Raw genomic sequence first — 23134 nt, forward strand, 5'->3', positions numbered from 1 at the left:
CGGCCGATCCGGCGAACCGGGCCACGGATGCCACGGGTGCCCCGTGACAGGGCTGCTCCGGATTTTCCGCCAAAACGCGCAAAATCCGCCTATACTTTCAGCGAATCCGGTTTGAACCGTTCATTTTCGATACGCCTGACGTGACAGGAATTTCATGCACCAGATGCTGATCACAGCAGGGCATCTAGGGTTCCGCCTCACTCTCCTCCCTGAGGGTCTGGTCCAAGAGATGCCACCAGCCGGGCAAATTCCCGGGGGAACACGGCGGGGCAAAAACCCGGGAGAGTACTGCGCGTTTGGGGGCACCGGTCTCTCGAGTTCCGCCTCGGTCCCCCGATCAGCAATTCATCTGGCGGGACGTTGCATGAGGGGCAGACCCATGTTTGCAAGACGTCATTTCGTGGCCGCGGCCACAGCGCTGGCCATGGTGGCCGGGGTGCCGGTTCAGGCTCAGGAAAAAACCGATTTCAAGGTCGCCTGGTCGATCTACGTGGGCTGGATGCCCTGGGGATACCTTGACGAATCCGGGATCATGGACAAATGGGCCGAGAAATACGGCATCACGGTCGAGATCGTGCAGATCAACGACTATGTGGAATCGATCAACCAGTATACGGCGGGTGCCTTTGACGGGGTTTCGGCCACCAACATGGACACGCTGTCGATCCCGGCAGGCGGCGGCGTGGACACGACCGCCCTGATCGTCGGCGATTTTTCGAATGGCAACGACGCGGTGATCGTCAAGGACGGCGAACTGGCCGATCTGGCGGGCAAACCCGTGAACCTTGTGGAACTGTCGGTGTCGCACTATCTGCTGGCGCGCGCATTGGACAGCGTGGATCTTCAGGAACGTGACCTCGGCGGGGTCATCAATACCTCGGACGCGGATATGATCGCGGCCTTTACCACGTCAGACGTGCAGGCCGTGGTGACATGGAACCCGCTTGTTTCGACCATCCTCGAAGAACCGAATGCGAAAAAGCTCTTCGACAGTTCCGACATTCCCGGTGAGATCATCGACCTGATGGTGGTCAACACCGAGACACTGGCGGCCAACCCGGACTTCGGCAAGGCGCTGGTTGGCGCGTGGTACGAGGTTTTGGGCCTGATGGCGGCGGGCGATGAGGCGGTCCTGACCGCCATGGCAGAGGCCTCGGGCACCGATCTGGCGGGGTACAAGGCACAGCTGGAGTCGACCGAGATGTTCTATGATCCGGTCGCGGCCGTGGCCTTCACCGCCTCGCCGGAATTGCCGACGACAATGGTCAACGTGGCAGAGTTCCTCTTTGACAAGGGCATCCTTGGCGAAGGCGCGCCCAGCCCGGATTTCGTGGGAATTGCTTACCCGGACGGCACCACCACCGGTGACCCGAACAACGTCAAGTTCCGTTTCGACACCACCTACATGCAGATGGCGGCGGACGGGGCTTTGTAAGCACCGCGCGGTTCCTCCGCCGGTTTCGGCGGGGCGGGCCGCGTGCCCCTGACCACCCGTGCCCCGGGCTTGACCCGGGGCCTCTGCCTGTAGAGGAGTCTCATGCGCTGGATCAATCGAAGACCGGGCCCTGTTCTGGCCACGGTGCTGGCCGCGTTGCCCTTTGTCGCGGTGCTGGCCGCCTACATGATCGGGTCGGACATGCGGCTGGCGGTGAACCCGTCGGACAAGCTCTTGCCCGCGCCGACGACCATCCTTGCCACCGCGGAACGGCTGCTGACAGAGCCGGACCGGCGCTCGGGCGAGATCCTGTTCTGGCTGGACACTTGGGCCAGCCTGCAACGGCTGTTTCTTGGAGTGGCCATCGCTTCGTCGCTGGCGCTGGTCGTTGGCATGGTAATCGGCATGCTGCCCTATCTGCGCAGCACATTCGCCGCCTTTGTCGCCGTGCTATCCATGGTTCCGCCGCTGGCGATCCTGCCCATCCTCTTCATCATGCTGGGACTGGGCGAAGTGTCCAAAGTGGCGCTGATCGTGATCGGCATCGGGCCCTTCCTGATCCGCGACATGAGCCAGCGCGTGCTGGATTTGCCCCGCGAACAATTCGTCAAGGCGCAGACGCTGGGCGCCTCGTCGATGGCGATTGGCCTGCAAGTGGTCCTGCCGCAGGTTCTGCCACGCCTGATCGGATCCTTGCGCCTGTCGCTTGGGCCGGCGTGGCTGTTCCTGATCGCCGCCGAGGCCATTGCCGCAGATCAGGGCCTTGGCTATCGGATCTTTCTGGTCCGACGTTACCTCGCGATGGACGTGATCCTGACCTATGTGGCCTGGATCACCTTGCTGGCCTACCTGCTGGATTTCGCCCTCCGGCAGGTGTCGCGGCGCGCCTTCCCTTGGGATGGAGAGGCGCTATGAGCTATGTCGAGGTCAAGGGGCTTGCCAAGGCTTATGGCAAGCGCACCATCATCGAGAACGTCAATGTCTCGGTGCCCAAGGGGCAGTTCATTTCCATTGTTGGGGCTTCAGGTTGTGGCAAGTCCACGTTCCTGCGGCTGTTGCTGGCGCAGGAACAACCCACGGCAGGGGAAATCCATATCGACGGCGCGCCCATGGCCAAGGAACCGGGGCGCGATCACGGCATCGTCTTTCAGCGCTATTCGGTCTTTCCGCATATGACCGTGCTGGACAACCTTGTGGCGCCCATCGCGTTCGACGCGAATTTCTGGGGCCGCATTTCGCGCGCGCGCCGCAGACAGGAAAGGGACAAGGCACGCAAGACACTGGCGCGCATCGGTCTGGACCATGTTGCGGGGCAATACCCGTCGGATCTGTCGGGCGGGATGCTGCAACGTTTGTCCATTGCGCAGGCGCTGGCCAGCGATCCCAAGATCCTGCTGCTGGACGAGCCTTTCGGCGCGCTGGATCCCGGGACCAAGATCGTCATGCATGATTTCCTGCAAGAACTGCGGGACGAAACCGGCATGACCGTTTTCATGATCACCCATGACCTCGAAGAGGCCTTCAAGCTGGGTGATCGAGTCTGGGCCTTCGACAAACCCGTCTGGGATGCCGAAGATCCCGAGGCCAACGCGGCCACGATCACCTATGACTTCGATGCCCGCGACAACGGCATCCCCTATCAGACCCTGCGGGAGCGAACCAATGTGTTGCAGGCACGCTAGGGGTCCGGCGGGACGGGAATCCCGGACTCGACTGGAGGCGCGTGGGCTTTTATGACGGCCGCAAGGAGTATTCGCCATGTAATGGACAGCCACATACGGACCAATGCGACGCCGCCCGCCGGGGCAGGTGTCGGTTCGATGTGGACTGTGGCAGGCGGGTCGACCCGCCGTGCCCCACCGGAGCATGGACAAATGGATATTCTGAAATACCCGCGGACGCGGCACCTTGAAGGTTCGCGCCTTCAGGCCGGTGATCTGGCGGATGACAAACCTCTCAAGGAACTGGCAGGCATTCCGCTTGTGGTCGAGGAAAAGCTGGATGGCGCAAACTGCGGCATCTCCTTTGATCGCGACGGCGGGTTGCTGTTGCAAAGCCGTGGGCATTATCTGACCGGCGGCGCGCGCGAACGGCATTTTGGCCTGTTCAAGACATGGGCCAGCGTGCTGGCTCCGCGCCTGCATCAGCGGTTGAGCAGCCGCTTTGTGATGTATGGCGAATGGATGCTGGCCAAGCATACGCAGTTCTACGATGCCCTGCCGCACTACTTTATGGAGTTCGACGTCTTCGACCGTGAGGCGGGTGTCTTTCTGTCGACCGAGGCGCGGCGCGCGTTGCTGAGGGGCCTGCCGATCATGCCGGTGCCGGTCCTGCATCTGGGCGCGTTGCAGTCGGTCAAACAGATCGAGCGTTTCATAACCCCGTCGTTGTATCGCACGGCCACATGGCAAGACGCGCTGGAACGTGCGGCGCGGGCTTCTGGCAGCCGTCTGGAGATGGTCGAAAAGCAGACCGAGAACAGCGATCTTGCCGAGGGCCTTTACGTCAAGCTGGAGCGGGACGGCGTGGTGGCCGAGCGTTACAAATACGTGCGCGCGGGGTTTAAGCAGGCGATCGACGCCTCTGAGGGGCACTGGCTGGACCGGCCGATCCTTGAAAACGGATTGGCGGACGGGGTCGACATCTTTGCCCAAACGCTCGGTCTGCCCGGTGCCTATGACGGGGAGGAGGTGTGATGGCACATCTGTCTTTTCCTGATCTGCTGGCGCTAGTGCCCTGTTCGCCTGACAGGGATCTGAACTGGGCCGCCATTCAGGCTCTCTGGCCCGAGTTGCGGGTGCTTGATGACTGTCCGCAGGATCCGTTTCACCATGGTGAGGGGGACGTGGGCATTCATACGCGCATGGTGCTGGAGGCGCTGATAGGCGATCCCGATTGGCGCGGCCTGCCACAAGAGGACCGCGAATTGCTGTTCTGGGCGGCGGTTCTGCATGACGTGGGCAAGCCCGGCACCACCATCACCGAGGATGGCCGCATCAGGGCCCCCGGCCATTCGCGCCGGGGGTCGCTGATGGCGCGGCGCCTGCTGCGCGAGATCGGCGTTCCGTTCCACTGGCGCGAGGCGCTGTGCGGCATAATCAGCTATCATCAGGTGCCCTTCTGGCTGATCGAACGGGACGATCCGGCGCGCGAGGCGATCAAGCTGTCGTGGCGATGCCGACCCGATCTATTGTGCCTGCACGCCCGCGCCGATGCGCGCGGCCGGATTGCCAGCGATGTGCCGGGGATCGTCATGAACACCGATCTTGCCCGCGAAGTCTTTGTCGAGACCGGGTGCCTGAACACGCCCTTTGCCTTTGCCAATGATGAAAGCCGCGTGGCGTTTTTCGAACGTGACGACCGCGATCCGCATTATGCCGCCTGGGAAGAACCCAAATGCACGGTCACGATGCTGTCGGGCTTGCCGGGGTCGGGCAAGGATACATGGATCGCCGCAAACGGTGGCGATTTGCCGGTCATCAGCCTTGATGCGCTGCGCGAACAGATGGGTGTGGCCCCCTCGGCCAATCAGGGGGCTGTGGTCGAGGCCGCGCGCGAAGCGGCCAAGTCCCATCTGCGGGCCGGGCGGGATTTTATCTGGAACGCCACCAATATCAGCCGTCAGGTGCGGGCCAAACCCTTATCGCTTGCGCGCGCTTATGGGGCCCGGGTCGAGATCGTCTACCTCGAAGTGCCGCCCGACAGGCTGGCGCGCCAGAACCGTGACCGCGACGGCGTGGTGCCGCAGGCGGTGATGGACAACCTGATCACCAAACTGGAGCCGCCCGAAGCCTGGGAGGCGCACAAGATCCACCACGTCCTGCCGGAGGCCGCCGTGGCGGCCCCGGTCTGATACCCCGAAAGGAGATCAATCAAGATGTTTTCGCCCCATGATCGCAGCCGTTCCCACCATCCACGCGACTATCGCCGGGATGAGCGGCGCGCCCATCACCCGGATCTGACCCGCCTGCAAGGGTGGAAGTCCATGAAGGCCGAAGCGGCTCTGCCCGAAGGCCGCTGGGACGAGGAACGCCGCTGGGCGCTGCGCATGGGGCTGACCGGGGCCGACAGCATCGAAGACAAGTCGATCCCGACCTTTGCCCGTGGGGAGCTGCCGCATTACGCGGGTATCAACACCTTTCTCAAGGCCCCCTATGCCGAGGATGTCACCGAGGTTCAGCATTATGACGCCACCGTGCTGGGCATTCCCTTTGACGGCGGCACCACCTATCGTCCCGGCACGCGGTTCGGTCCGCAGGGGGTGCGCAAGATCAGCGCGCTTTATACACCTTACAACTACGAAATGGGGGTGGACCTGCGCGAACAGATGACCCTCTGCGACGCGGGTGACGTGTTCACCATCCCGGCGAACCTCGAAAAATCCTTTGACCAGATCAGCCGCGCGGTCAGCCATGTTTATTCTTCAGGCTCGTTTCCGGTGATGATCGGCGGCGATCATTCGATCGGCTTTCCCTGTGTGCGCGGCATTGCCGAGTGTACCTCGAAAAAGATCGGCATCGTGCATTTCGACCGCCATGCCGACATCCAGGAAAAGGATCTGGACGAACGGATGCACACGACGCCGTGGTTCCATTCGACACTGTTGCCCAATGTGCCGGCCAAGAACCTTGTGCAGGTCGGTATCGGCGGATGGCAGGTCCCGCGTGAGGCGGTGAAGGTGGCGCGCGAGCGCGAGACCAACATCATCACCATGTCCGACATGGAAAAGATGGGCGTCGACAAGACAGCCGAAATGGCGCTGGAGATGGCATGGGACGGGGTCGACATGGTCTATATGTCCTTTGATATCGACAGCATCGACTGTGGTTTCGTTCCCGGAACCGGCTGGCCGGAACCCGGCGGGTTCCTCCCGCGCGAGGCGTTGGCGCTGGCCTCGAAGGTGGCGGCCGAAGGGCTGTGCGGCATGGAACTGGTCGAGGTATCGCCGCCCTATGACACCAGCGACATTACCGCGCTGATGGGCACGCGGGTCATCGTCGACGTGCTGGGCAGCATGGTCGCGGCGGGCAAGATGGGCGCCCACAAAAAGCACATCGACAAGCCGGTGACGATTCCGCACGGCGAATTCGAGGGCAACCGCTGGAGCAACAAGCCCTGAGCGGCCAAGCAGGAGAGACCCATGCCCCATGATATCGTGAACGGCCACATTGGCCACCATCACCACCACCCGCATGATCACAATCACAGCCATGATGCGGACCACCTGCACAGCCATCTGCCGCCCGAGGACGAGGCCGCCGAATTGCAGGTTCTGGCGACGCAATTCATCGACGGGTTCGTGCAGGCCGCCGACAAGGCCAGTTACCTGCGTCTTGCCGGTGTGCCCTTCGAACGGCCCGGCGCAGGTGGCGACAGGGCGCTGAAACTGGTGGACGTGGAACTGAAGACCGAATGGCAGGTGGGCACGGCCTCACCGTCATTCGGATCGCGTGAGCTGAGTTACCTGCCTTTTCCCGGCGAAATGGTGCGCGAGCGGACCAATATGGCGCTTGTCTATGTCTCGATGGCGGAAAAATCGCTTTGGGACATTCGCAGCTTTCTGCAAGAGCGGGTGGCCGGGCAGGGGAGGTGAACCCGCCCGGACATGGCTGCGCTCAGATCAGCAGGGACTCGGGGGTCACGTCGGTCAGCATGGTGTCACGCAAGATCACCGTGACTCCATCGTCCTCAAAAACAAGGTCGTCGCCTTGCTGGACGAACTCAGCCATGGCGTCGGCGCTGTCGGCATAGCCGAAGCCGCGCAGGTCCAGCGTGTCCCAGCTTTCGAAATCGGTGACCACATGGGTGCCGTCATAACTGGGGTCAAAGACGAAAGTGTCCGACAGGTCGCCGCCGGACAAGGTCGAATTGCCGGCACCGGGGTCCAGCACGTCGTCCGGGCCAAGCGCCCGTGTCCATGTTTCAAGGTCCTCTTCCATCAGGCGGCGGAATTCGGGGCTTTCGGCAAACTGCGAAACCACCAGTTCGCGTGACGCGCCGTCTCCGAGCAAGGCCAGCCAATAGGCTTTGCCCCCGGCGTCGGCCCCCCGGTTCATGACGTTGCTATAAAGCAGTTCGATGAACGCCTCGTCACTCAACGCACCATAGGTTGCCTGAAACTCGGGGCTTTGCACGAAGCCGGAGATCACCTTGAAATAGCTCGCGCCATCGGCCAATTTGCCGGTCCAGTAGGAATGACCGCCCGCATCCGGCGCGCGATCCAGTGTTGCCTGATACAGGCGAAAGGCCATACCGGCATAGGTGGTCGAGGCACCGTCCATCTGGTCGCCATAGAGCGCGTCGTCGCCCGCCTGTCCGCGCAATGTGTCCGCCCCGGCCTGACCGATCAGCGTATCCGCTCCGTCGCCGCCTTCCAGCAGGTCATTCCCGCGTGCGCCGTCCAGCAGGTTGGCTCCGGCGTTCCCGACGATATGGTTTGCCCAGCCGTTGCCGATGCCGTCGATATTGCCACTGCCTGTCAGGACCAGATCCTCGACCTCGGGCGCATCAGCCCAAAGCCGGAACGTAACGGATGAGTTGATCAGGTCGTGGCCTTCGTCCGCTTCTTCGATCACGACATCATCGGCGTGATCGACATAGTAGACGTCGTTGCCGGTGCCGCCGATCAGGGTGTCCACCCCCTTGGTGTCCTGAAGCGTGTCATCGCCGGCCATGCCATAGATCAGGTCATTGCCCCATGCACCGTTCAGCGCGTTGTCGCCGCTGTTCCCGGTTAGCACGTTGTCGCCACCATTGCCCGTACCGCGCAGGTCGGCGCTCCCGGTCAGGGTCAGGTTTTCAAGGCTGTGCCCGAAATCCCGCAACTCGAAATCGACGGATGCACGCACAAGGTCGGTGCCCGCGCCATCCTCTTCGACGATGACGTCGCCTGCGTGGTCGACGACAAAGATGTCGTCCCCGTCGGTCCCCACCAGCGTCTCTGCGCCGTCCGTGCCTTGATCCTGCATCTCTGCCAATGCGGCGACGAGGCTGTTTGCCAAGGCAATGCTGGCGGCGTCGGAATAATGCAGCCCATCGGCGAACATCTGTGCCGGGGTCAGCCCCGCGGCCACAAGCACGGGGTCGGGCTGTACCGTCACGATTCCGGCGGTGTTCGCCCCAAGCGCGATCAGCTCCGCCTGTATGGCGTCCCAGTGCTGGCGCTCAGAGGCGGCGGGGGCATGATCGGACAGGCCCGAAATCACGATGGGCGCGGTTTCCACGCCGGTGTCCCGATTGCCAAGCGCCGCGGCCACGGAGTGGCGGAATTCGGTCATCAGGTCGTGGAAATCCGGCGCATAGTCGGCAGGCGTGCCGGATCTGTCGGTGTCGCCTTCGCCTTGGACCCAGATCACACCAGCCACATAGCCGTCCGGCGTCGCCTCCAATGCGGCGACGGTTTCCTCGACGATCAATGTGCGCATTTCGCCGGGCGTTTCCCAATCGGTCTTGCCATCACGCGCGCTGGTCAGCGGCGCTCCCGAGGAATAGACGCGCACCAGCACGTAGTTGCCCGGACCATAAGTTTCGTCCAGCGCGTCAATGACCTCGCCCGCAATGCGACCAGCATTGCTTTGCCCAGCCAATACAATGATGGGCGTACCCACTGCTCACCTCCAGTCACCCCCGCGCGAGAGACTGGCAAGCGACTGTTAACGCAGCCTTTGAAGGTCTGAGGAAAACCTTAACGATTTGAACCGGTTTGAAGCGATCAGCCCATGTCATGGCGGATCGCCGCCAAGAGCAGTGCGCCAAGCTTGGCGTTGCCGTGCAGCACGTCGTCTGCCTGTTGCTGACCGCCCTCGGCCAGTCGGGGACCGCCGCGCATGAACTCGGCCTGTGTCAGACAGCCCTGTGCCAGCGTCGTGGAAGGTTGCGTGACAAGACGCGCGTTGCCGATGGTCCCGAAACAGCCCTTGTGGGCGGCGTTCAGATCCTGCGACAGCGCGTCTCCGTCGCCATTGCGGACCACCCTGCGAAAGACCGGGTACTTGCCGTCATCCTGCAAAAGCGCGTCTGACGGGTAGGGCTGTGGCACCACCCAGACCGGGCCAGGCGCGGCGCGGGCGATCAATGCGGCCAGCGAGGCCCCGGTCAGGGCCGACAGGGCCGCGCGGTAAGCGGCACGGGTCAGAAGCGGTCGGGCTTTTGGCAGGGTGTCGCCGGAAAGGGCCCGGGACAACGCCTTGGCCCCCGACGGCCAGCCAGACACATGGTGATCCTGTTGCAGGCGTACCGCGGCAAAGGCCGAGGGCACCAATCCGGCCAGGATCACAGCGTCAAAGGTGCCAAGATCAAGACTGTCCGCGGTGCCAAGGGGGCGCAGCCTGTCGCGGAAGGCATCGGTCGAGGCCCGCAGAACCTGTCCGTCCATTGCGACCTCCGATGCCGCAAGTCCGGGTTTTGCAAAGACGGTCAGGGTTTCGCCGCGCGGATCCTGCCGGTGCGCGGCGATCAGCATGGCGGCGTGGGAGTCCCCGATCAGGCAGAGCTTCATCACAGACGCTCCGGCGGGGCAAAGGCTTCCAGCAGTGCTTCTTCGCAGATTTCATCTGTGCGCTCCGAAGCTGCGGCCGGGGCGGCGGCCGTTTTTTGGATCTGAGGCCGCGGCACGCCGCCCAGTTCCGGATGCGCGCCGAAAAAGACCGACATGACCGTGGCCACGCCCTCGGGCGTCACGGTGCGAAGGTTGTCGTTGTAAAACCGGCTGGCGAAGGGTGTCCCGGTGATGATTTCATAGGAGGGGACATAGTCCATCCCCTCGTCCAGTGCGGCGACCTCGCCGGCCGCTGCGCGTAACACGGATTTCGAATAGGTCGTTGCGGCCAGAACGTGATCGCCGCTGGCTGTGGCGGTCAAAGGCACGGGGGACACGGTCAAGAGGATCCGAATATCGGGAACCCATGACCGCAACCGCGCGATCGCCTCTGTCAGATCCTCGTGGACTTCGGCAAAGCCTTGGTTGACGAAGACGTGTCGCTTGGGGTCGAACTCCCCGCCAACCACGCCGGGAGCGGTCGGGAAGACCAGTCCGGTGTCGCGGTCGGCCCAACATTCGGTCAGGCCCAGAGTAAAGACAAAGACATCCGTCCGATCGAACATGGCCCGTACGCGGCGGAGGTGATCGCGGCGAAAGGCGCAAAGCTCCAGTTCGGTGGCAAAGCCTTCGGGTTCGACATTGGGGCGCAGCCCGTCGATCCATGCATCGCCACGCCGCCAGAGAGCCTCTTCGTGCAGGCTGGCATCTTCGGCGTCTTCCAGCAATTGCCGCAACTGGCGCGCGGTATAGACGTTGCCGTACCGGGCAGAGAACAGGCCATAGCCATGCCGCCGCGCGACCTCGACCGGCATCAGCGGCGGGGCGGGCTCAGCGTCGACCAGCTCCAGCGCCGAGGCGCGGACATAGGTCGCGATGTTCTGGGCGAAACAACTGCCCGCCGTGGCAATGCGCATTCCGGGACGCAAGGCGAACTTGGGGGCATAAAGCCGGTCCAACAGGAAATCCTCTGCCTCGCGGCAGGGTTTCCAGAAAGCAGAGGGCGGCAGATTGGCGTAGGGCATGGGCAAAGCCTATGGGTCCAGCGGTGCCAAACTAAGGCAATTTCGCAAAATTGCTGTGACGCGACCGCCGGGGCGCGCCACAGCCTGCGAAACCGGCGATTTGTTTCGAATGATTCGCATTCCGTGCAGAGGGGACCGGCGGCGGGGTTCTCCAATACCGCGCGGGTTGCGAGATTGATGCGCCAAGCGCGACAGTGGCAAAGAGATTGTGGCGGCCATGTGGCGGCGGATCCGACCCATCCGGTAGAAAATCTATTGTTGCCGTAATCGGAACAATTTGCCAGCCGATTTCCGGAATTTTGCGAAATATGGCGCAAACATATTAGATTTCCACCAGATTTGGGGGTCATTCGTTTCCGAAAAGCGAAAAGTTCTTTCGACAATCTGAGGCAAATTCAGGGCGAATATGCCTAAACCTGTCCAATTCCCGCCCTCGTTGATCCCGAGTCTGCCATTTTCTCCTTCTCGGAACGCGGTGGGCAAAGTATTAATTTTATCCAAGCCCAACTGGGGGGTGAAGACTGCTGGCCACGGGGGCGGCCGCTGAACCGCTCGCATCCATTGATGCGAAGTGAAGCGAGGATGGAGAATCCGTCCGTGCCGCAAAGGCATCTTCGTTCACGTCAAGACGTGGGCAAGAGGCGCGCGATCACTTCGCAACAAAACAGGCATGGCGAGCACGCGAGGAAACGGGCAGTGCCGTGCGCATTGTCAGCGCAAAAGCGCATTGGCGCGAGGGGCCTGGCCCTCGTTTGGATTGTTATGAGGGTCGAATAAAATGGCTGATTTGGTCTTGGAATGGGGTTCGCTTGGTCCGTTTGGGACCAACCTCACGGATGCTGATGGCGGGGTTTCCGCAACCGTCGACGCGGGCGGCGTTGCCGTCGATATTTCCTTCGATGCCCTGAGCGCGGGCGGCTCGGCCTTTACTTTCAACGCGCCGGGATTTGTTGCCCCGGGCGAGACCTTTTCGAACCAGTCCTTCCTCAAGCTCTTTGGCGAAGGTGGCCCGGCCGCCGGTGACACCTCCAGCACGGTTCTGGATTTCCGCGCGACCAACACCGACCTCTACACCGACGCGGCGCAGAATGTTTCGTTCCGCATCAACGACATCGACGTCGGCGCGGGTGGCGACCTTTTCGAAAGCGGCGCCGGGTTCGAGGATATCGTCAATGTGACCGCATTTGGTCCTGACGGCACCGAGGTTCCGGTGACGCTGTCGCTGGGATCGGCGATCACGAACACCGGCGGCGACCTGACCGGTGGCATTGAATCCGGCTTCGAAGACGGCGCGGTTTCTGTGCTGGTCGAGATCACCGGCCCGGTGGCCAGCATCCAGATCGAATATGCCAACGGCGCGGTCAGCCAACAGGGTGTGACCATCTCGGACATCGAGTTTTCGACCGTCGATGTGACCGACGAAAACGATGATCCGGACGCCGCTGACGACAGTGCAACCACCACCGTGGGCACGCCGGTGACCGTCACGCCGCTGACCAATGACAGCGACCCGAACGGTGACCTGCTGACGATCACCGGTGTGACGCCCCCCAGCAACGGCTCGCTGGTGGACAATGGCAATGGCACCGTGACCTATACGCCCGATCCGGGGTTCATCGGCACCGATACCGTCGATTATACAATCTCGGACGGCAATGGCGGCACCGACACCGCCACGATCACCTTCTACGTGACCGACCCCGAGAACGTGCCGCCGGTGGCTTTTGACGACTCGGCCGAAACCGACGAAGACACCGCGGTCATCATCACGCCGCTGGCCAATGACGTTGATCCCGATGGCGATGACTCGCTGCTGGTGGTCGACAGCATCACCCAGCCGGCCAATGGCACCGCGACGCTCAACAGCGACGGCACCGTGACCTATACGCCCGACGCGGGCTTTACCGGCACCGATACCTTCACCTATGAAGTGCGCGATCCGGGTGGCGCGGGCGACACTGGCGTTGTGACGGTGACAATCTCGGAAGATGCGCCGCCGCGGATCGACACCGATGTGTTCCCGGTGGCACCCGGCGACCAACTGCTGGATCCGCTGAACGGACTGGATGAAGATCCCGATCCCACGGATGATCTGGACAATATCGTGGGCGACGGGACCGCCGAACTGATCGAGACCGGGGATGATGCGGACACGATCATTGCCAACGGCGGCGACGATACCGTGAACCCGGGCATCGACGATGACTATGTCGAACTGGGCGGCGGCAATGACTCGCTCTTCGATATTCAGGGCGCCGATACGATCCTTGGCGGGCAGGGCGATGACACGATCATCGCCGGCACCGATACGTTCTCGGACTACGAGGGCGACGATCCGGCCTTTGCACCGGGAACACCGCTTGCGGATCTGGGCTTTACCGCCGATCCCAACCAGAACGACGGGCGTGACTCGGTCCAGGGCAACCGGGGCAATGACTATATCGCCACCGGGGATGATGCCGATACGATCGACGGCGGCGGCGAGAACGATACGCTCGACGGCGGTATTGACGATGACCTCATCATGGGTGGTCAGGGCGACGACTCGTTGATTGGCTCGCACGGGTCGGACACGCTGGATGGCGGTCAGGGCAATGACTATATCGACGGTTCGAACATCGCTTCGCTGGAAATGACCGACGACGTCGACGTCAACACCGAGAACGACCGTGACCTGTTGCAGGGCTTCCTCGGCAACGACACGCTGATCGGCGGCGACGATGACGACACGCTGCAAGGCGGTTCGGGCGATGACTATCTTGACGGTGGCATCGACGAAGACCTGCTGACCGGTGGCGGCGACAACGACACGCTGGTCGGTGGTCAGGGCAATGACACGCTGAACGGCGGCGCCGGAGACGACAGCATCATGGGCGGTTCCGACCGTGACGTGATTATCGTGGACAGCGCGGCGGACGGCATCGGCGATACCGTGGACGGTGGCTCGGGCGGCTTCGTCGATCAGGTCAACCCCGAGGATCCGCCGAATCAGGACTATGACATCCTCGATCTGTCCGGTGTCGGCGCCAAGGATGTCGACTGGCGTATCGTCAACGAAACGGTCGACAGCAACGGCAACGGTCTGGACGGCACGATCGAATATCTCGACGGTCAGGGCAATGTCATCGGCACGATGGACTTCTTCGAGATCGAGGAAATCGTGCCCTGCTTTACCCCCGGCACGCTGATCGCCACACCCGAGGGCGAGCGTCTGGTCGAAGACCTGAAGGTCGGTGACCGGGTCATCACCCGCGACAACGGCATCCAGGAAATCAAGTGGGTGGGCCGCAAGGACCTGACCGGCTTTGACCTGGCCCGCAAGCCGCACTTCAAGCCGATCCTGATCCAGAAAGGGGCGCTGGGGAACAACCTGCCCGAGCATGATATGCTGGTGTCGCCCAACCACCGCGTGCTTGTCGCCAACGACAAGACGGCGCTCTATTTCGAAGAGCGTGAGGTTCTGGTGGCAGCCAAGCACCTGACCGGGTTGGACGGCGTGGACGAGGTCGAGGCCAATGGCGTCGCCTACATCCACGTGATGTTCGACAGCCACGAGGTCATCCTGTCGAACGGCGCGTGGACCGAAAGCTTCCAGCCGGGCGATTACAGCCTCAAGGGCATCGGCAACGCTCAGCGTCAGGAAATCCTCGAACTGTTCCCGGAACTGGAACATGCCGAGGGGCTCAAGGCCTATGCATCGGCCCGCCGCTCGCTCAAGAAACATGAGGCGGCGCTGCTGACGCAGTAAAAGGCTCGCCGGAACGGAATATGCAGCCCCGTTCCGGCGCACGACGACCCTCGCGCCCGGAACGGATACCACTGAGACGGGGCAGCCTTGGCTGTCCCGTCTCTTGAGTTTTGGGCAGGTCCGCGCAATTCGAACGAGTCCAATTGTAGATTTCAGGAGTTGGAAAACCTCTTCGGTCAAGATCCGCCCGAGGCTATCAGAAAGGCGGCCGTGGGATGGGTCAGGAACAGGTTTGTTTGATCGTCGACGATTTGGAATTTGACCGGCGCATGATGCGCCGTGTCATGGCAAAACACTGTCCGGATGTGCCTCTGGCGATCGCGCGCAACCTGACAGAGGCGCGTCAACGTCTGGCTGCGGGCGATGTATCGATCCTGTTCCTCGACAATGCTTTGCCCGACGGGATGGGCGTCGATTTCCTGGCCGAGATGAAAGACAACAAGGCGTTGAAGGCCGTGCCTGTCGTTATCGTCAGCGATTTTCCTTCGCCCTTCATGTACGCCAAGGCACAGGCCGCCAATGTCTGTGAGGTCTGGTCAAAACGCGAATTTGTGGGGGATGCGGTGCGCCGCGTGCTCAGGAAACATCTGCGGGCCCACTAAATCGCAGGCGCGCAGGTTTTTTTTCATTCTGCGGCGCAGATGTCGCCTTGGGATGCGCGCCACGCTTTCCACGCTTCCGGAGTGTCCAGATCCGTCAGGGCGCGCTGTCCTTCCAGCGGGATTTGCCGAGTGCGATGCGCATTGGCGCGCAGGACGTCACGCGCGCCCTTGTCGCCGGTAAGCGTTTGCAGCGCCATAAAGCAATCTGCCGGGAACAGGACCGGATGGCCCGGCGTGCCGTCCTCGGCCGTGGCTTGTTGAAGCATTGGGAAAGGAAGGGATTGGAAGCCATTGATAAGCTTCAATATATCCTCGCTTTCTATTTCAGGCATATCGGCAGGCAGGATCACCATCGCCTTGATCCCCCGCGGCATCAGGCCCACACCCCGACGGATCGACGCCGACATGCCAAGGTCAGAGTCCGGCACCTCGATCACCTGTACCGGCAAGCCTTCCAGCGCGGCGGCGCGGGGATGGTCCCATTCAGGAAGGGTCACGGCCACATGGGCGCCCGTGTCGATGGCGCGCAGTGCCTGACGACGCAACAGCGGCAGGCCCTCCACATCCTCTGTCAGCTTGTCGCGTCCGCGCATCCGCGAAGACGCGCCCGCGGCGGGAATGAGAATCGAAATATCCAGCATGAGGCAGAGACTAACACAGGTTGAGCAAGAATGTGGCGTCTCTTGTGTCAGGCGCGCAACTTTTTGTGTCACGCGCCCGTGTCATCGCAATATGCTGCGGTGCGTCATTGCTGTCGCAGCATCAGCCGCGCATGCGGGCGCCATCCGCATCGAACAACACGTCTTGCAACAGACGGGCGGGTCTCATCTGTCCCAGGATTTCGATCTCGGCAGACAATCCCGGGACGGCTTTTTCTCGCGGAATCAAAGCCATGGCGATGGATTTTCCGGCAAAGTGGGAATAGCCGCCAGAGGTGCAGAACCCCTGTACGGTGCCATCGATCCAAACCGGTTCGTAGGCGTTCACATCCGTATCCCCGGCCTCTACCTCAAAGACGGCAAGAATGCGCTCTGGCGGAGTGGCGCGTTCGTTTTCTGCGGCTGCACATCCGATGAATTCTCCCTTGTCCCAGTGAATGAACCGGTCCAGCCCGGTTTCGGCGCAGGTGTAATCGGGCGAAAACTCGCGCCCCCAAGAGCCAAAGAACTTGTCCAGCCGCAAGCTCATCATGGCGCGCATACCAAAGGGTTTCATCCCCAAGGGTTCCCCCGCCGTCCAAAGCGTCTGCCACAATTGCCGCTGCGCCATCGGATCGCAGTAGATCTCAAATCCCAGATCCCCGGTGTAGGACACGCGTTGTACCAGACAGTCGGTCATCCCGATCACCATGGGGCGCACGTCCATAAAGCGCATCCGGGACACATCCGACCGTGTGCAGGCTTGCAGAATGTCCCGGGCGCGCGGACCAGCGATCTGAAATCCGTTCAGTTTATCACTGATATTCTCGATACTTACGCCGCCTTCTTGATGTTGAAGGAACCAGCGCATGTGATAGGCCTGCGCGCCATAAGACGCCGTCAACTGGAACGTCTGTTCGTCGAGGCAACTGACGGTAAAGTCACCGATGATCTTGCCGGCCGGTGACAGCATCGGCGTCAGGGAAAGCCGTCCGGGTTTCGGGATGCGCCCGGCCATGATCCGGTTCAGCCAGTCGCGGGCCTTTGCCCCGGTGACACGGTATTTGCCGAAGTTATGAACCTCGTTGATGCCGGCGGCCTCGCGCACGGCGCGGACCTCGCGCGCGGTGGCCTCCCATGCGTTCGAGCGGCGAAAGGACGGGGTCTCATATCTTGGCTCACCCTCGGCGGCGAAATAGTTGACCACCTCCAGCCCGTATTGCGCGCCCCAGACCGCGCCCATGCCGTCAAAGATGTCATACATCGGGGTCGTGCGGTTCGGGCGGGCGGCGGGCAATTCCTCGTTCGGATAGCTGACGGAAAAGCGTTTCTGGTAGTTCTCGATGACCTTGGGCAGGGTATAGCCGGGCGAGATCCAGTCACCAAATCGGGCGACGTCCATGGCGGCGGTGTCGCGCTCGCATTCGCCCTCGACCATCCATTGCGCCAGCATCAGGCCGACGCCGCCGCCCTGACTGAACCCGGCCATGACGCCGCAGGCCGACCAATAGCCGCGCAACCCCGGGATCGGCCCCACAAGCGGATTGCCGTCAGGGGCAAAGGTGAACGGCCCGTGGATCACGGATTTCACCCCGGCGCGCTCCAGCACGGGAAAGCGTTTGTACGCAAATTCAATGCTGTGTTCGATCTTGTCAAAGTCATCTGGCAAGAGTTCGTGGCCGAACTCCCATGGCGTTCCGTCCACGGCCCAAGGGCGGCAGGGCTGTTCGTAGAAGCCGATGCAAAGGCCACGGCCCTCTTGCCGCAGATAGCTTTCGCCAGCGGGGTCCATCACATGCGGGTGCTCGCTGTCGCGCTCGTAGATTTCGGGCGTTTCCTCGGTGACGAGGTATTGGTGCTCCATCGGGTGCAGCGGCAGGTAGACACCGGCCATTTCGCCGACTTCCCGGGCCCAGAGTCCACCAGCGTTGACCACATGTTCCGTGTGGATCGTGCCCTTGTCGGTCACAACGTCCCACGTGCCATCTGCGCGAGGGTTGGTTTCCAATACCTTGGTATGGATATGAATTTCTGCGCCACCCATGCGGGCGGCCTTGGCATAGGCATGGGTGGTGCCCGAAGGATCAAGGTGCCCGTCCAGCGGATCGTAGAGCCCGCCGATGATGCCATCGGTATTGACGATCGGCGCCAGCTTGGCGATCTCTTCGGGGCTGACGATCTCTGTCTCAAGGCCCATGTAGCGGTGCTTGGCCCGCTCGGCGAGCAGCATGTCGAACCGGTCGCGATTGTCGGCAAGCGTCACGCCGCCGACGTGGTGCAACCCGCAGGACATGCCGGTCAGCTCTTCCAGCTCGCGGTAAAGGCGGATCGTGTAACCTTGCAGCGCGGCCATGTTGGTATCGCCGTTCAGCGTGTGGAAACCGCCCGCCGCGTGCCATGTCGATCCGCTGGTCAGTTCAGAGCGTTCCAGCAGCATGACGTCGGACCAGCCCAGTTTCGTCAGGTGATACAGCACCGAGCAGCCGACAACGCCGCCTCCGATGACAACGACGCGGGTGGTGGTTTTCATGGTGAGCCTCGCTGCAAGAAATGATTTTCTATTGGCTACTTCACCCCGAACAGAGTTCCAAGGTTTGCGACAAGGCGACAGCGAGCGTCGCAAACGGGCATTTCTTTCGCGGAAAGCGGGGGCAGATTCAGCCGCAGATTTGCGGAGAGACCCATGCGAAACCAAGCCCAGGCCGTCGTCATCGGAGGCGGTGTCATCGGATGTTCCATCCTCTATCACCTGACAAAGCTCGGGTGGAGCGATGTAGTCCTACTTGAAAGGGACGAGTTGACGTCGGGGTCAACATGGCATGCGGCGGCCAATATTCACGGTCTGCATGACAGCACCAATATCAGCCGCCTGCAACACTACACGATGAACCTGTACAAGGATCTGGAGGCGGAAACCGGCCAAAGCTGCGGCGTGTTCCAATCTGGCAGCCTTTACCTTGCCCAGACCGAGGCGCGCGAACATCAGCTGCGCCTTCAGGCCGCCAAGGCCAAGCTCTACGGCATGAATTTCTACGAGATCACCCGCGACGAGGCCGAGCGCCTGCATCCGCTGGTGGATTTCACCGGCATTCGCTGCATCATGTTCGAACCCGATGGCGGCAATGTCGACCCGTCCGGTGTGACGGCGGCCTATGCGGCGGGTGCGCGTCAGAAAGGGGCGGAGATTCATCGCTTTACCCCCGTAACAGCGACCGAACAGCAACCCGATGGCAGCTGGATCGTCCGCACGCCCAAGGGCGACATCGCAACGCCATGGGTCATCAACGCCGCCGGGCTGTGGGGGCGCGAGGTGGCGGCGCTGGCCGGGATCAAACTGCCGCTGCAACCGACTGAACACCAGTATTTCGTGACCGAGACCATTCCGGAAATCGCCGCCATGGACCGGCGTCTGCCTTCGGTCGCGGACCGGGACGGCGAATATTACCTGCGTCAGGAGGGGCAGGGCCTGCTGATCGGTGCCTATGAACGGGACGTGCGCCTGTGGGCCGAGGAAGGCACACCGCTGGACTTTGCGCATGAACTGTTCGCTGACGATCTTGAACGGATCGAAGACAACATGATGCGCGCCATCGACCGTTTGCCGGTGGTGGGCAGCGCGGGCATCAAACGTGTCATCAACGGGCCGATGATCTGGTCGCCAGACAGCAACGTGCTGATGGGACCGGTGCCGGAGTTGAAAGGCTATTTCTGCTGCAACGGCATCATTCCCGGTTTCTCGCAATCGGGTGGCATGGGCCTGATGGTGGCGCAATGGATCATCGAGGGTGAGATGCAATACGACATGTTCCCATGGGACATGGCGCGTTTCGGCGACTGGGCGGATGAGAAATTCACCAAGGCGCGGGTGATGAACCAATATGCGCACCGCTTTTCGATCCATTTTCCGGGGGAAGAGCGCGAGGCCGGTCGCCCGGTGCGCACACGGCCCGTTTTCGAGAAGCAAAAGGAACTGGGCGCGAAATTCGGCCTCAACTACGGCTGGGAGCATCCGGCCTATTTCGACGCAGAGACCGAGGATACGCCGGGCTTTACCCGTCAGGGCTGGTGGGAAAGCGTTGGGCGCGAGGCGCGGATGCTGCGCGAAACCGGCGGCATCATCGATATTTCCAACTTTGCCAAATACAGCGTGAAAGGGCCGGGGGCCGAGGATTGGCTGAACGCGGTTTTTGCCAACCGGATGCCGCGGCAGGTGGGCCGGTCCTGCCTGACGCCGCTGATCGGAAAACGCGGCGGCATCGCGGGGGATTTCACGGTCACGCGGCTGGCCGAGGATGAATTCTGGGTCATCGGCTCAGGCATGGCGGAACGCTATCACGCGCGGTTCTTTGGCGAGGTCGCCTTGCCGGCGGAAACCCATTTCACCTCGCTCACCCAATCGACCTGCGGTTTCAACGTGGCGGGCCCACGCTCTCGCGAAATGCTCCAGCGCATGACCAACGCCTCTCTCAGCAATGAGGATTTCCCGTTCATGAGGTCGCGGAGGATCGAGGTGTCGGGCATCGAGGTGGTCGCCTTGCGTGTGTCGTTTACCGGGGATCTTGGCTGGGAACTGCATTGCCGCACAGAGGACCAGAAAAGGCTTTACGAAGCCTTGCTGGACGCGGGTCGTGATCTGAATATCGGCCCGGTGGGCAGTCGCGCCCTGATGTCCCTGCGGATCGAAAAGGGCTATGGCTCGTGGAGCCGCGAATACAGCCCCGAATACTGGCCGCAGGAAGTGGGGCTTGAGCGCCTGTGCAAGCTGGACAAGGACTTTCTCAACAAGGAGGCCCTGTTGCAGGTGATCGACAAGCCCGCGCGCGAGACATTGGTGATCCTTGCACTGGACGAAGAGGCGGTCAGCGCCTCGGCCGCCGATGCCACCGGGGGCGAGCCGATATTTCGTGGCGGGCAGGGCGTCGGGCGCGTCACCTCGGGCGGGTATGGCTATTCCCTTGGGAAAAGCCTTGCGCTGGGTTACGTCAAGGCCGGTATGGCGGCCCCCGGAGACCGGGTCGAGGTCATGGTGCTGGGCCAGCCGCATGGCGCGGTGATCCTGTCCGAACCGCCCTTTGATCCCGAAGGTGCCCGCCTGCGCGGATGAGCGGTCAGGGCATCGCGGGCCAGCCGATCCTGGCCCGCATGTCTCCGCATTTGTCGCTGCAATCCATGCGGCACCCGCGGCTGCGTCCGTCATGGGTATAGGCATCACAGCGCGCAGGGATGCCGTCCGCTTTGCAATACAGCGTGATCCCGGATCCGTCATGCCCCCACAACTCGGCCTTACGCATGGCGGTGGCCGAGTAGTATTCGCAATGGGCCCCGCTTTCGTTTGGTGCGCGGGGCGTCTGGATTTGTGCCAGATGATGTCCGCCGTCCAATGAGAAATAGGCGGCCACACCCACTTCCTTTCCGTCCGCGATCCGCACCTGCGACTGGATCAGACCAGCCTCGCCGTTGGCCGGATTCGAGGGGAAATAGCTGCATGCAAGGTGGTTGTCCGGATCTGATGCGGGAAAGCGATGTTTGTCCTGCTGCCGGGTCGGATCGGGATTGCGGTGCGGACAGTTTTTTGGAAGCCCTGCGACGGGTGTAGCACCGTTCGCGCCGCCAAGCTGCGTTCTTAACGCGCCGATGTCCGCGTCGAGGATTGCGACCCAGTCCCTGAGGTTGTCCCGCAGGACACCGGACCGGGTCAGGTAATCGCGGACCATCGCGCGGATGGCGTTTTCAAAGGCCACGCTGTCGAGGTCATCCATGCCGCCATCGGCATAGTATCTTGCGCCGATCTCGATGATCAGTTCCTCGACCGTCAGCAGACGAGGAGGGCCGCGTCCGTCGATCTCTGGCAACAGCACCTTGTCTGACTGCGCCAGAAGATTGGCGAAAGCCTCGCGTTGCTGCTGTTTGCGGGCAAGTTGCGCTTGCAGGATCTTTTTCTGCGTGTCGGCGTCGATCGCTTGGTCCTTTTTCATCCGCTCAAGCGTGCGATAAAGCCGTTCGCGTTCAATCTCTAGCCCGGCGATCTGTCCTTTCAGCTTTTGCCAGCGGTGATGGTTCCCGTTGTAGAAGTCGATCAGGGCGGACATGTCTCCGCAGGTCGATCCGCAGCCGTCGACCGTCTGGCCGCCCAGCCTCTGCAAACGGTCGCGCGCGCGCAGCAGCGCCCGCAGTTCGTCGTTCATGATCCGTGAATCCTGACTGCCGATGGCTTGCGCGATCTGCCTGCGTTTGGCGGCAATCGCATCGGTGTTCCGGTTCCACGGGGCAATCCATGTTGACCATGCTGCGGCCTGAAAGCGTTCGATTTCCTTTTGCTCAAAGCTCCGGTCGCGCATTTCACGCTCGGCCAATGTGATCCTGTTCTTGATGTCCGCGATTTCACTGTCGAAATCGCGTGCTGCAAGCGGGTTGGACAGCGCAACCCAAAGGGCAAGGCACAGCGCGACGAATCCGTGCAGGCGGGCGGGATCAGGGGAGCGCATCAATCCTGCCTCCCTTCCAACGGTTCGCGCAGGTACGAGCAGATGCTGATCGGCTCTGCGAAACGCAGTATGAACCCCGCGCGATCCGGCATGTGGGCGACGATCAGGTGGACCGGCCAGTCCTTGACCATGTCCAGCACCGCGCCCTTGGCGTCTTGCCGCGTGATCCGTGCCGGGTAGACGCGGGCATAGCCGGATAAGGCATCCGGGGCCTCAGGATGCGGAGCATCATCCAGAACAGTAGACGGGGTGGCGTCAAGCCGGATAACCTCGGTAAAGCCATCGATTGGATCGAGTCTTTTGCCAAGGCCGCGATAGCCCTCGTCACTGCGGACAAAGGCGATACGGCGATCGGTGCAATGCGGGGCACGGCCAGTCCATTCGCCCAGCAACACCGTGTCAGGAAAACGGGTGGCGGGCGGCTGCACTGGATCGTCTGCCTCGGGCGCGCGCGAAGGCGGAAGGCCACGTATCAGATCGGCAGGGTCCTGTGGCGGAAGCGGATTTTGGCCGCCTTTCAACAGGTCGTTGATGTCAAACCCCTGCGCCTGCCAAAGCCTGCCTGGCGGGTCTGCGCGGCCTTCAGGTGCAACGAGCAGCAGGGCAAGGCAGAAGCTGACCAGCAGTGCGGCAATGCGGTTGCATCGCATGTTTGCCTCCTTTCC

At 62.1% G+C, this 23134-nt stretch carries 17 protein-coding genes and 1 riboswitch; of the genes, 10 read left to right on the forward strand and 7 right to left on the reverse strand.

The features are described from left to right. The first annotated feature begins 173 nt into the window (after positions 1 to 173). Positions 174 to 286: riboswitch (guanidine-I (ykkC/yxkD leader) on the forward strand. 93 nt (positions 287 to 379) lie between these two features. The 7 genes from KJP30_RS01995 (at position 380) to KJP30_RS02025 (ending at position 7028) form a co-directional block, all read left to right on the forward strand. Then, positions 380 to 1435: a putative urea ABC transporter substrate-binding protein gene (locus KJP30_RS01995; RefSeq protein WP_218447302.1), complete on the forward strand. Its 1056-nt coding sequence runs from the start codon at positions 380 to 382 to the stop codon at positions 1433 to 1435. A gap of 102 nt (positions 1436 to 1537) precedes the next feature. Further along, positions 1538 to 2350 (forward strand): ABC transporter permease, encoded by an 813-nt coding sequence (locus KJP30_RS02000; RefSeq protein WP_218447303.1) that lies wholly within the window; start codon positions 1538 to 1540, stop codon positions 2348 to 2350. Then, positions 2347 to 3117, forward strand: coding sequence for an ABC transporter ATP-binding protein (locus KJP30_RS02005; protein WP_218447304.1), 771 nt, complete (start codon positions 2347 to 2349; stop codon positions 3115 to 3117). The genes KJP30_RS02000 and KJP30_RS02005 overlap by 4 nt, the downstream gene beginning before the upstream one ends. 192 nt (positions 3118 to 3309) lie before the next feature. Then, positions 3310 to 4131 carry an RNA ligase family protein gene (locus tag KJP30_RS02010; protein ID WP_218447305.1) on the forward strand — a complete coding sequence of 274 codons (822 nt, stop codon included), beginning with the start codon at positions 3310 to 3312 and terminating at the stop codon, positions 4129 to 4131. Next, positions 4131 to 5288, forward strand: coding sequence for an AAA family ATPase (locus tag KJP30_RS02015; RefSeq protein WP_218447306.1), 1158 nt, complete (start codon positions 4131 to 4133; stop codon positions 5286 to 5288). The genes KJP30_RS02010 and KJP30_RS02015 overlap by 1 nt, the downstream gene beginning before the upstream one ends. 24 nt (positions 5289 to 5312) lie before the next feature. Then, entirely contained in the window at positions 5313 to 6554 is a 1242-nt protein-coding gene (locus tag KJP30_RS02020) for an agmatinase family protein (protein WP_218447307.1), read from the forward strand. A 21-nt stretch (positions 6555 to 6575) separates the two neighbouring features. Beyond that, positions 6576 to 7028: a hypothetical protein gene (locus KJP30_RS02025; protein ID WP_218447308.1), complete on the forward strand. Its 453-nt coding sequence runs from the start codon at positions 6576 to 6578 to the stop codon at positions 7026 to 7028. A gap of 22 nt (positions 7029 to 7050) precedes the next feature. Here KJP30_RS02025 and KJP30_RS02030 read toward each other — a convergent pair whose 3' ends face one another. The 3 genes from KJP30_RS02030 to KJP30_RS02040 all read right to left on the reverse strand — a co-directional run bounded on the left by KJP30_RS02030 (position 7051) and on the right by KJP30_RS02040 (position 10996). Continuing rightward, positions 7051 to 9042, reverse strand: a complete 1992-nt coding sequence (locus tag KJP30_RS02030) for a DUF4214 domain-containing protein (RefSeq protein WP_218447309.1) — start codon at positions 9040 to 9042, stop codon at positions 7051 to 7053. Between the two features lie 104 nt (positions 9043 to 9146). After that, positions 9147 to 9932 carry a hypothetical protein gene (locus KJP30_RS02035; protein ID WP_218447310.1) on the reverse strand — a complete coding sequence of 262 codons (786 nt, stop codon included), beginning with the start codon at positions 9930 to 9932 and terminating at the stop codon, positions 9147 to 9149. Next, positions 9932 to 10996: a GSCFA domain-containing protein gene (locus KJP30_RS02040; RefSeq protein ID WP_218447311.1), complete on the reverse strand. Its 1065-nt coding sequence runs from the start codon at positions 10994 to 10996 to the stop codon at positions 9932 to 9934. The genes KJP30_RS02035 and KJP30_RS02040 overlap by 1 nt, the downstream gene beginning before the upstream one ends. A gap of 778 nt (positions 10997 to 11774) precedes the next feature. On the opposite strand from KJP30_RS02040, the gene KJP30_RS02045 reads away from it, so the two are divergent. Next, positions 11775 to 14744: a Hint domain-containing protein gene (locus KJP30_RS02045; protein ID WP_218447312.1), complete on the forward strand. Its 2970-nt coding sequence runs from the start codon at positions 11775 to 11777 to the stop codon at positions 14742 to 14744. A 236-nt stretch (positions 14745 to 14980) separates the two neighbouring features. Then, positions 14981 to 15346: a response regulator gene (locus KJP30_RS02050; RefSeq protein ID WP_224874295.1), complete on the forward strand. Its 366-nt coding sequence runs from the start codon at positions 14981 to 14983 to the stop codon at positions 15344 to 15346. Between the two features lie 23 nt (positions 15347 to 15369). Here the strand turns inward: KJP30_RS02050 and KJP30_RS02055 are convergent, their stop codons facing one another. Further along, on the reverse strand, positions 15370 to 15987 hold the full coding sequence (locus KJP30_RS02055; RefSeq protein WP_218447314.1) for a nucleotidyltransferase family protein: 618 nt from the start codon (positions 15985 to 15987) through the stop codon (positions 15370 to 15372). Between the two features lie 121 nt (positions 15988 to 16108). Next, complete coding sequence (locus KJP30_RS02060; protein ID WP_218447315.1) at positions 16109 to 18514, reverse strand: GcvT family protein; 2406 nt, start codon at positions 18512 to 18514, stop codon at positions 16109 to 16111. Positions 18515 to 18667: 153 nt separating this feature from the next. Here KJP30_RS02060 and KJP30_RS02065 point away from each other — a divergent pair, with 153 nt between their 5' ends. Further along, on the forward strand, positions 18668 to 21088 hold the full coding sequence (locus KJP30_RS02065; protein ID WP_218447316.1) for a GcvT family protein: 2421 nt from the start codon (positions 18668 to 18670) through the stop codon (positions 21086 to 21088). A 4-nt stretch (positions 21089 to 21092) separates the two neighbouring features. Here KJP30_RS02065 and KJP30_RS02070 read toward each other — a convergent pair whose 3' ends face one another. Together KJP30_RS02070 and KJP30_RS02075 are read right to left on the reverse strand one after the other, a co-directional pair. Beyond that, positions 21093 to 22469, reverse strand: a complete 1377-nt coding sequence (locus tag KJP30_RS02070) for a coiled-coil domain-containing protein (RefSeq protein WP_218447317.1) — start codon at positions 22467 to 22469, stop codon at positions 21093 to 21095. Continuing rightward, a complete protein-coding gene (locus KJP30_RS02075; protein WP_218447319.1) occupies positions 22469 to 23119 on the reverse strand; it encodes a hypothetical protein in 651 nt (216 codons plus the stop codon). Before KJP30_RS02075 ends, KJP30_RS02070 begins: the two co-directional genes overlap by 1 nt. Positions 23120 to 23134: the final 15 nt, after the last annotated feature.

It is taken from the genome of Antarctobacter sediminis (assembly GCF_019218285.1).
In the GTDB taxonomy this organism is placed as follows: Bacteria; Pseudomonadota; Alphaproteobacteria; order Rhodobacterales; family Rhodobacteraceae; genus Antarctobacter; species Antarctobacter sediminis.

What these genes read in the sequence shown, in the direction of transcription:
- KJP30_RS01995 (WP_218447302.1), top strand. Translation starts at nt 380, where the DNA reads ATGTTTGCAAGACGTCATTTCGTGGCCGCGGCCACAGCGCTGGCCATG.
- KJP30_RS02000 (WP_218447303.1), top strand. Translation starts at nt 1,538, where the DNA reads ATGCGCTGGATCAATCGAAGACCGGGCCCTGTTCTGGCCACGGTGCTG.
- KJP30_RS02005 (WP_218447304.1), top strand. Translation starts at nt 2,347, where the DNA reads ATGAGCTATGTCGAGGTCAAGGGGCTTGCCAAGGCTTATGGCAAGCGC.
- KJP30_RS02010 (WP_218447305.1), top strand. Translation starts at nt 3,310, where the DNA reads ATGGATATTCTGAAATACCCGCGGACGCGGCACCTTGAAGGTTCGCGC.
- KJP30_RS02015 (WP_218447306.1), top strand. Translation starts at nt 4,131, where the DNA reads ATGGCACATCTGTCTTTTCCTGATCTGCTGGCGCTAGTGCCCTGTTCG.
- KJP30_RS02020 (WP_218447307.1), top strand. Translation starts at nt 5,313, where the DNA reads ATGTTTTCGCCCCATGATCGCAGCCGTTCCCACCATCCACGCGACTAT.
- KJP30_RS02025 (WP_218447308.1), top strand. Translation starts at nt 6,576, where the DNA reads ATGCCCCATGATATCGTGAACGGCCACATTGGCCACCATCACCACCAC.
- KJP30_RS02035 (WP_218447310.1), bottom strand. Translation starts at nt 9,932, where the DNA reads ATGAAGCTCTGCCTGATCGGGGACTCCCACGCCGCCATGCTGATCGCC.
- KJP30_RS02040 (WP_218447311.1), bottom strand. Translation starts at nt 10,996, where the DNA reads ATGCCCTACGCCAATCTGCCGCCCTCTGCTTTCTGGAAACCCTGCCGC.
- KJP30_RS02045 (WP_218447312.1), top strand. Translation starts at nt 11,775, where the DNA reads ATGGCTGATTTGGTCTTGGAATGGGGTTCGCTTGGTCCGTTTGGGACC.
- KJP30_RS02055 (WP_218447314.1), bottom strand. Translation starts at nt 15,987, where the DNA reads ATGCTGGATATTTCGATTCTCATTCCCGCCGCGGGCGCGTCTTCGCGG.
- KJP30_RS02060 (WP_218447315.1), bottom strand. Translation starts at nt 18,514, where the DNA reads ATGAAAACCACCACCCGCGTCGTTGTCATCGGAGGCGGCGTTGTCGGC.
- KJP30_RS02065 (WP_218447316.1), top strand. Translation starts at nt 18,668, where the DNA reads ATGCGAAACCAAGCCCAGGCCGTCGTCATCGGAGGCGGTGTCATCGGA.
- KJP30_RS02070 (WP_218447317.1), bottom strand. Translation starts at nt 22,469, where the DNA reads ATGCGCTCCCCTGATCCCGCCCGCCTGCACGGATTCGTCGCGCTGTGC.
- KJP30_RS02075 (WP_218447319.1), bottom strand. Translation starts at nt 23,119, where the DNA reads ATGCGATGCAACCGCATTGCCGCACTGCTGGTCAGCTTCTGCCTTGCC.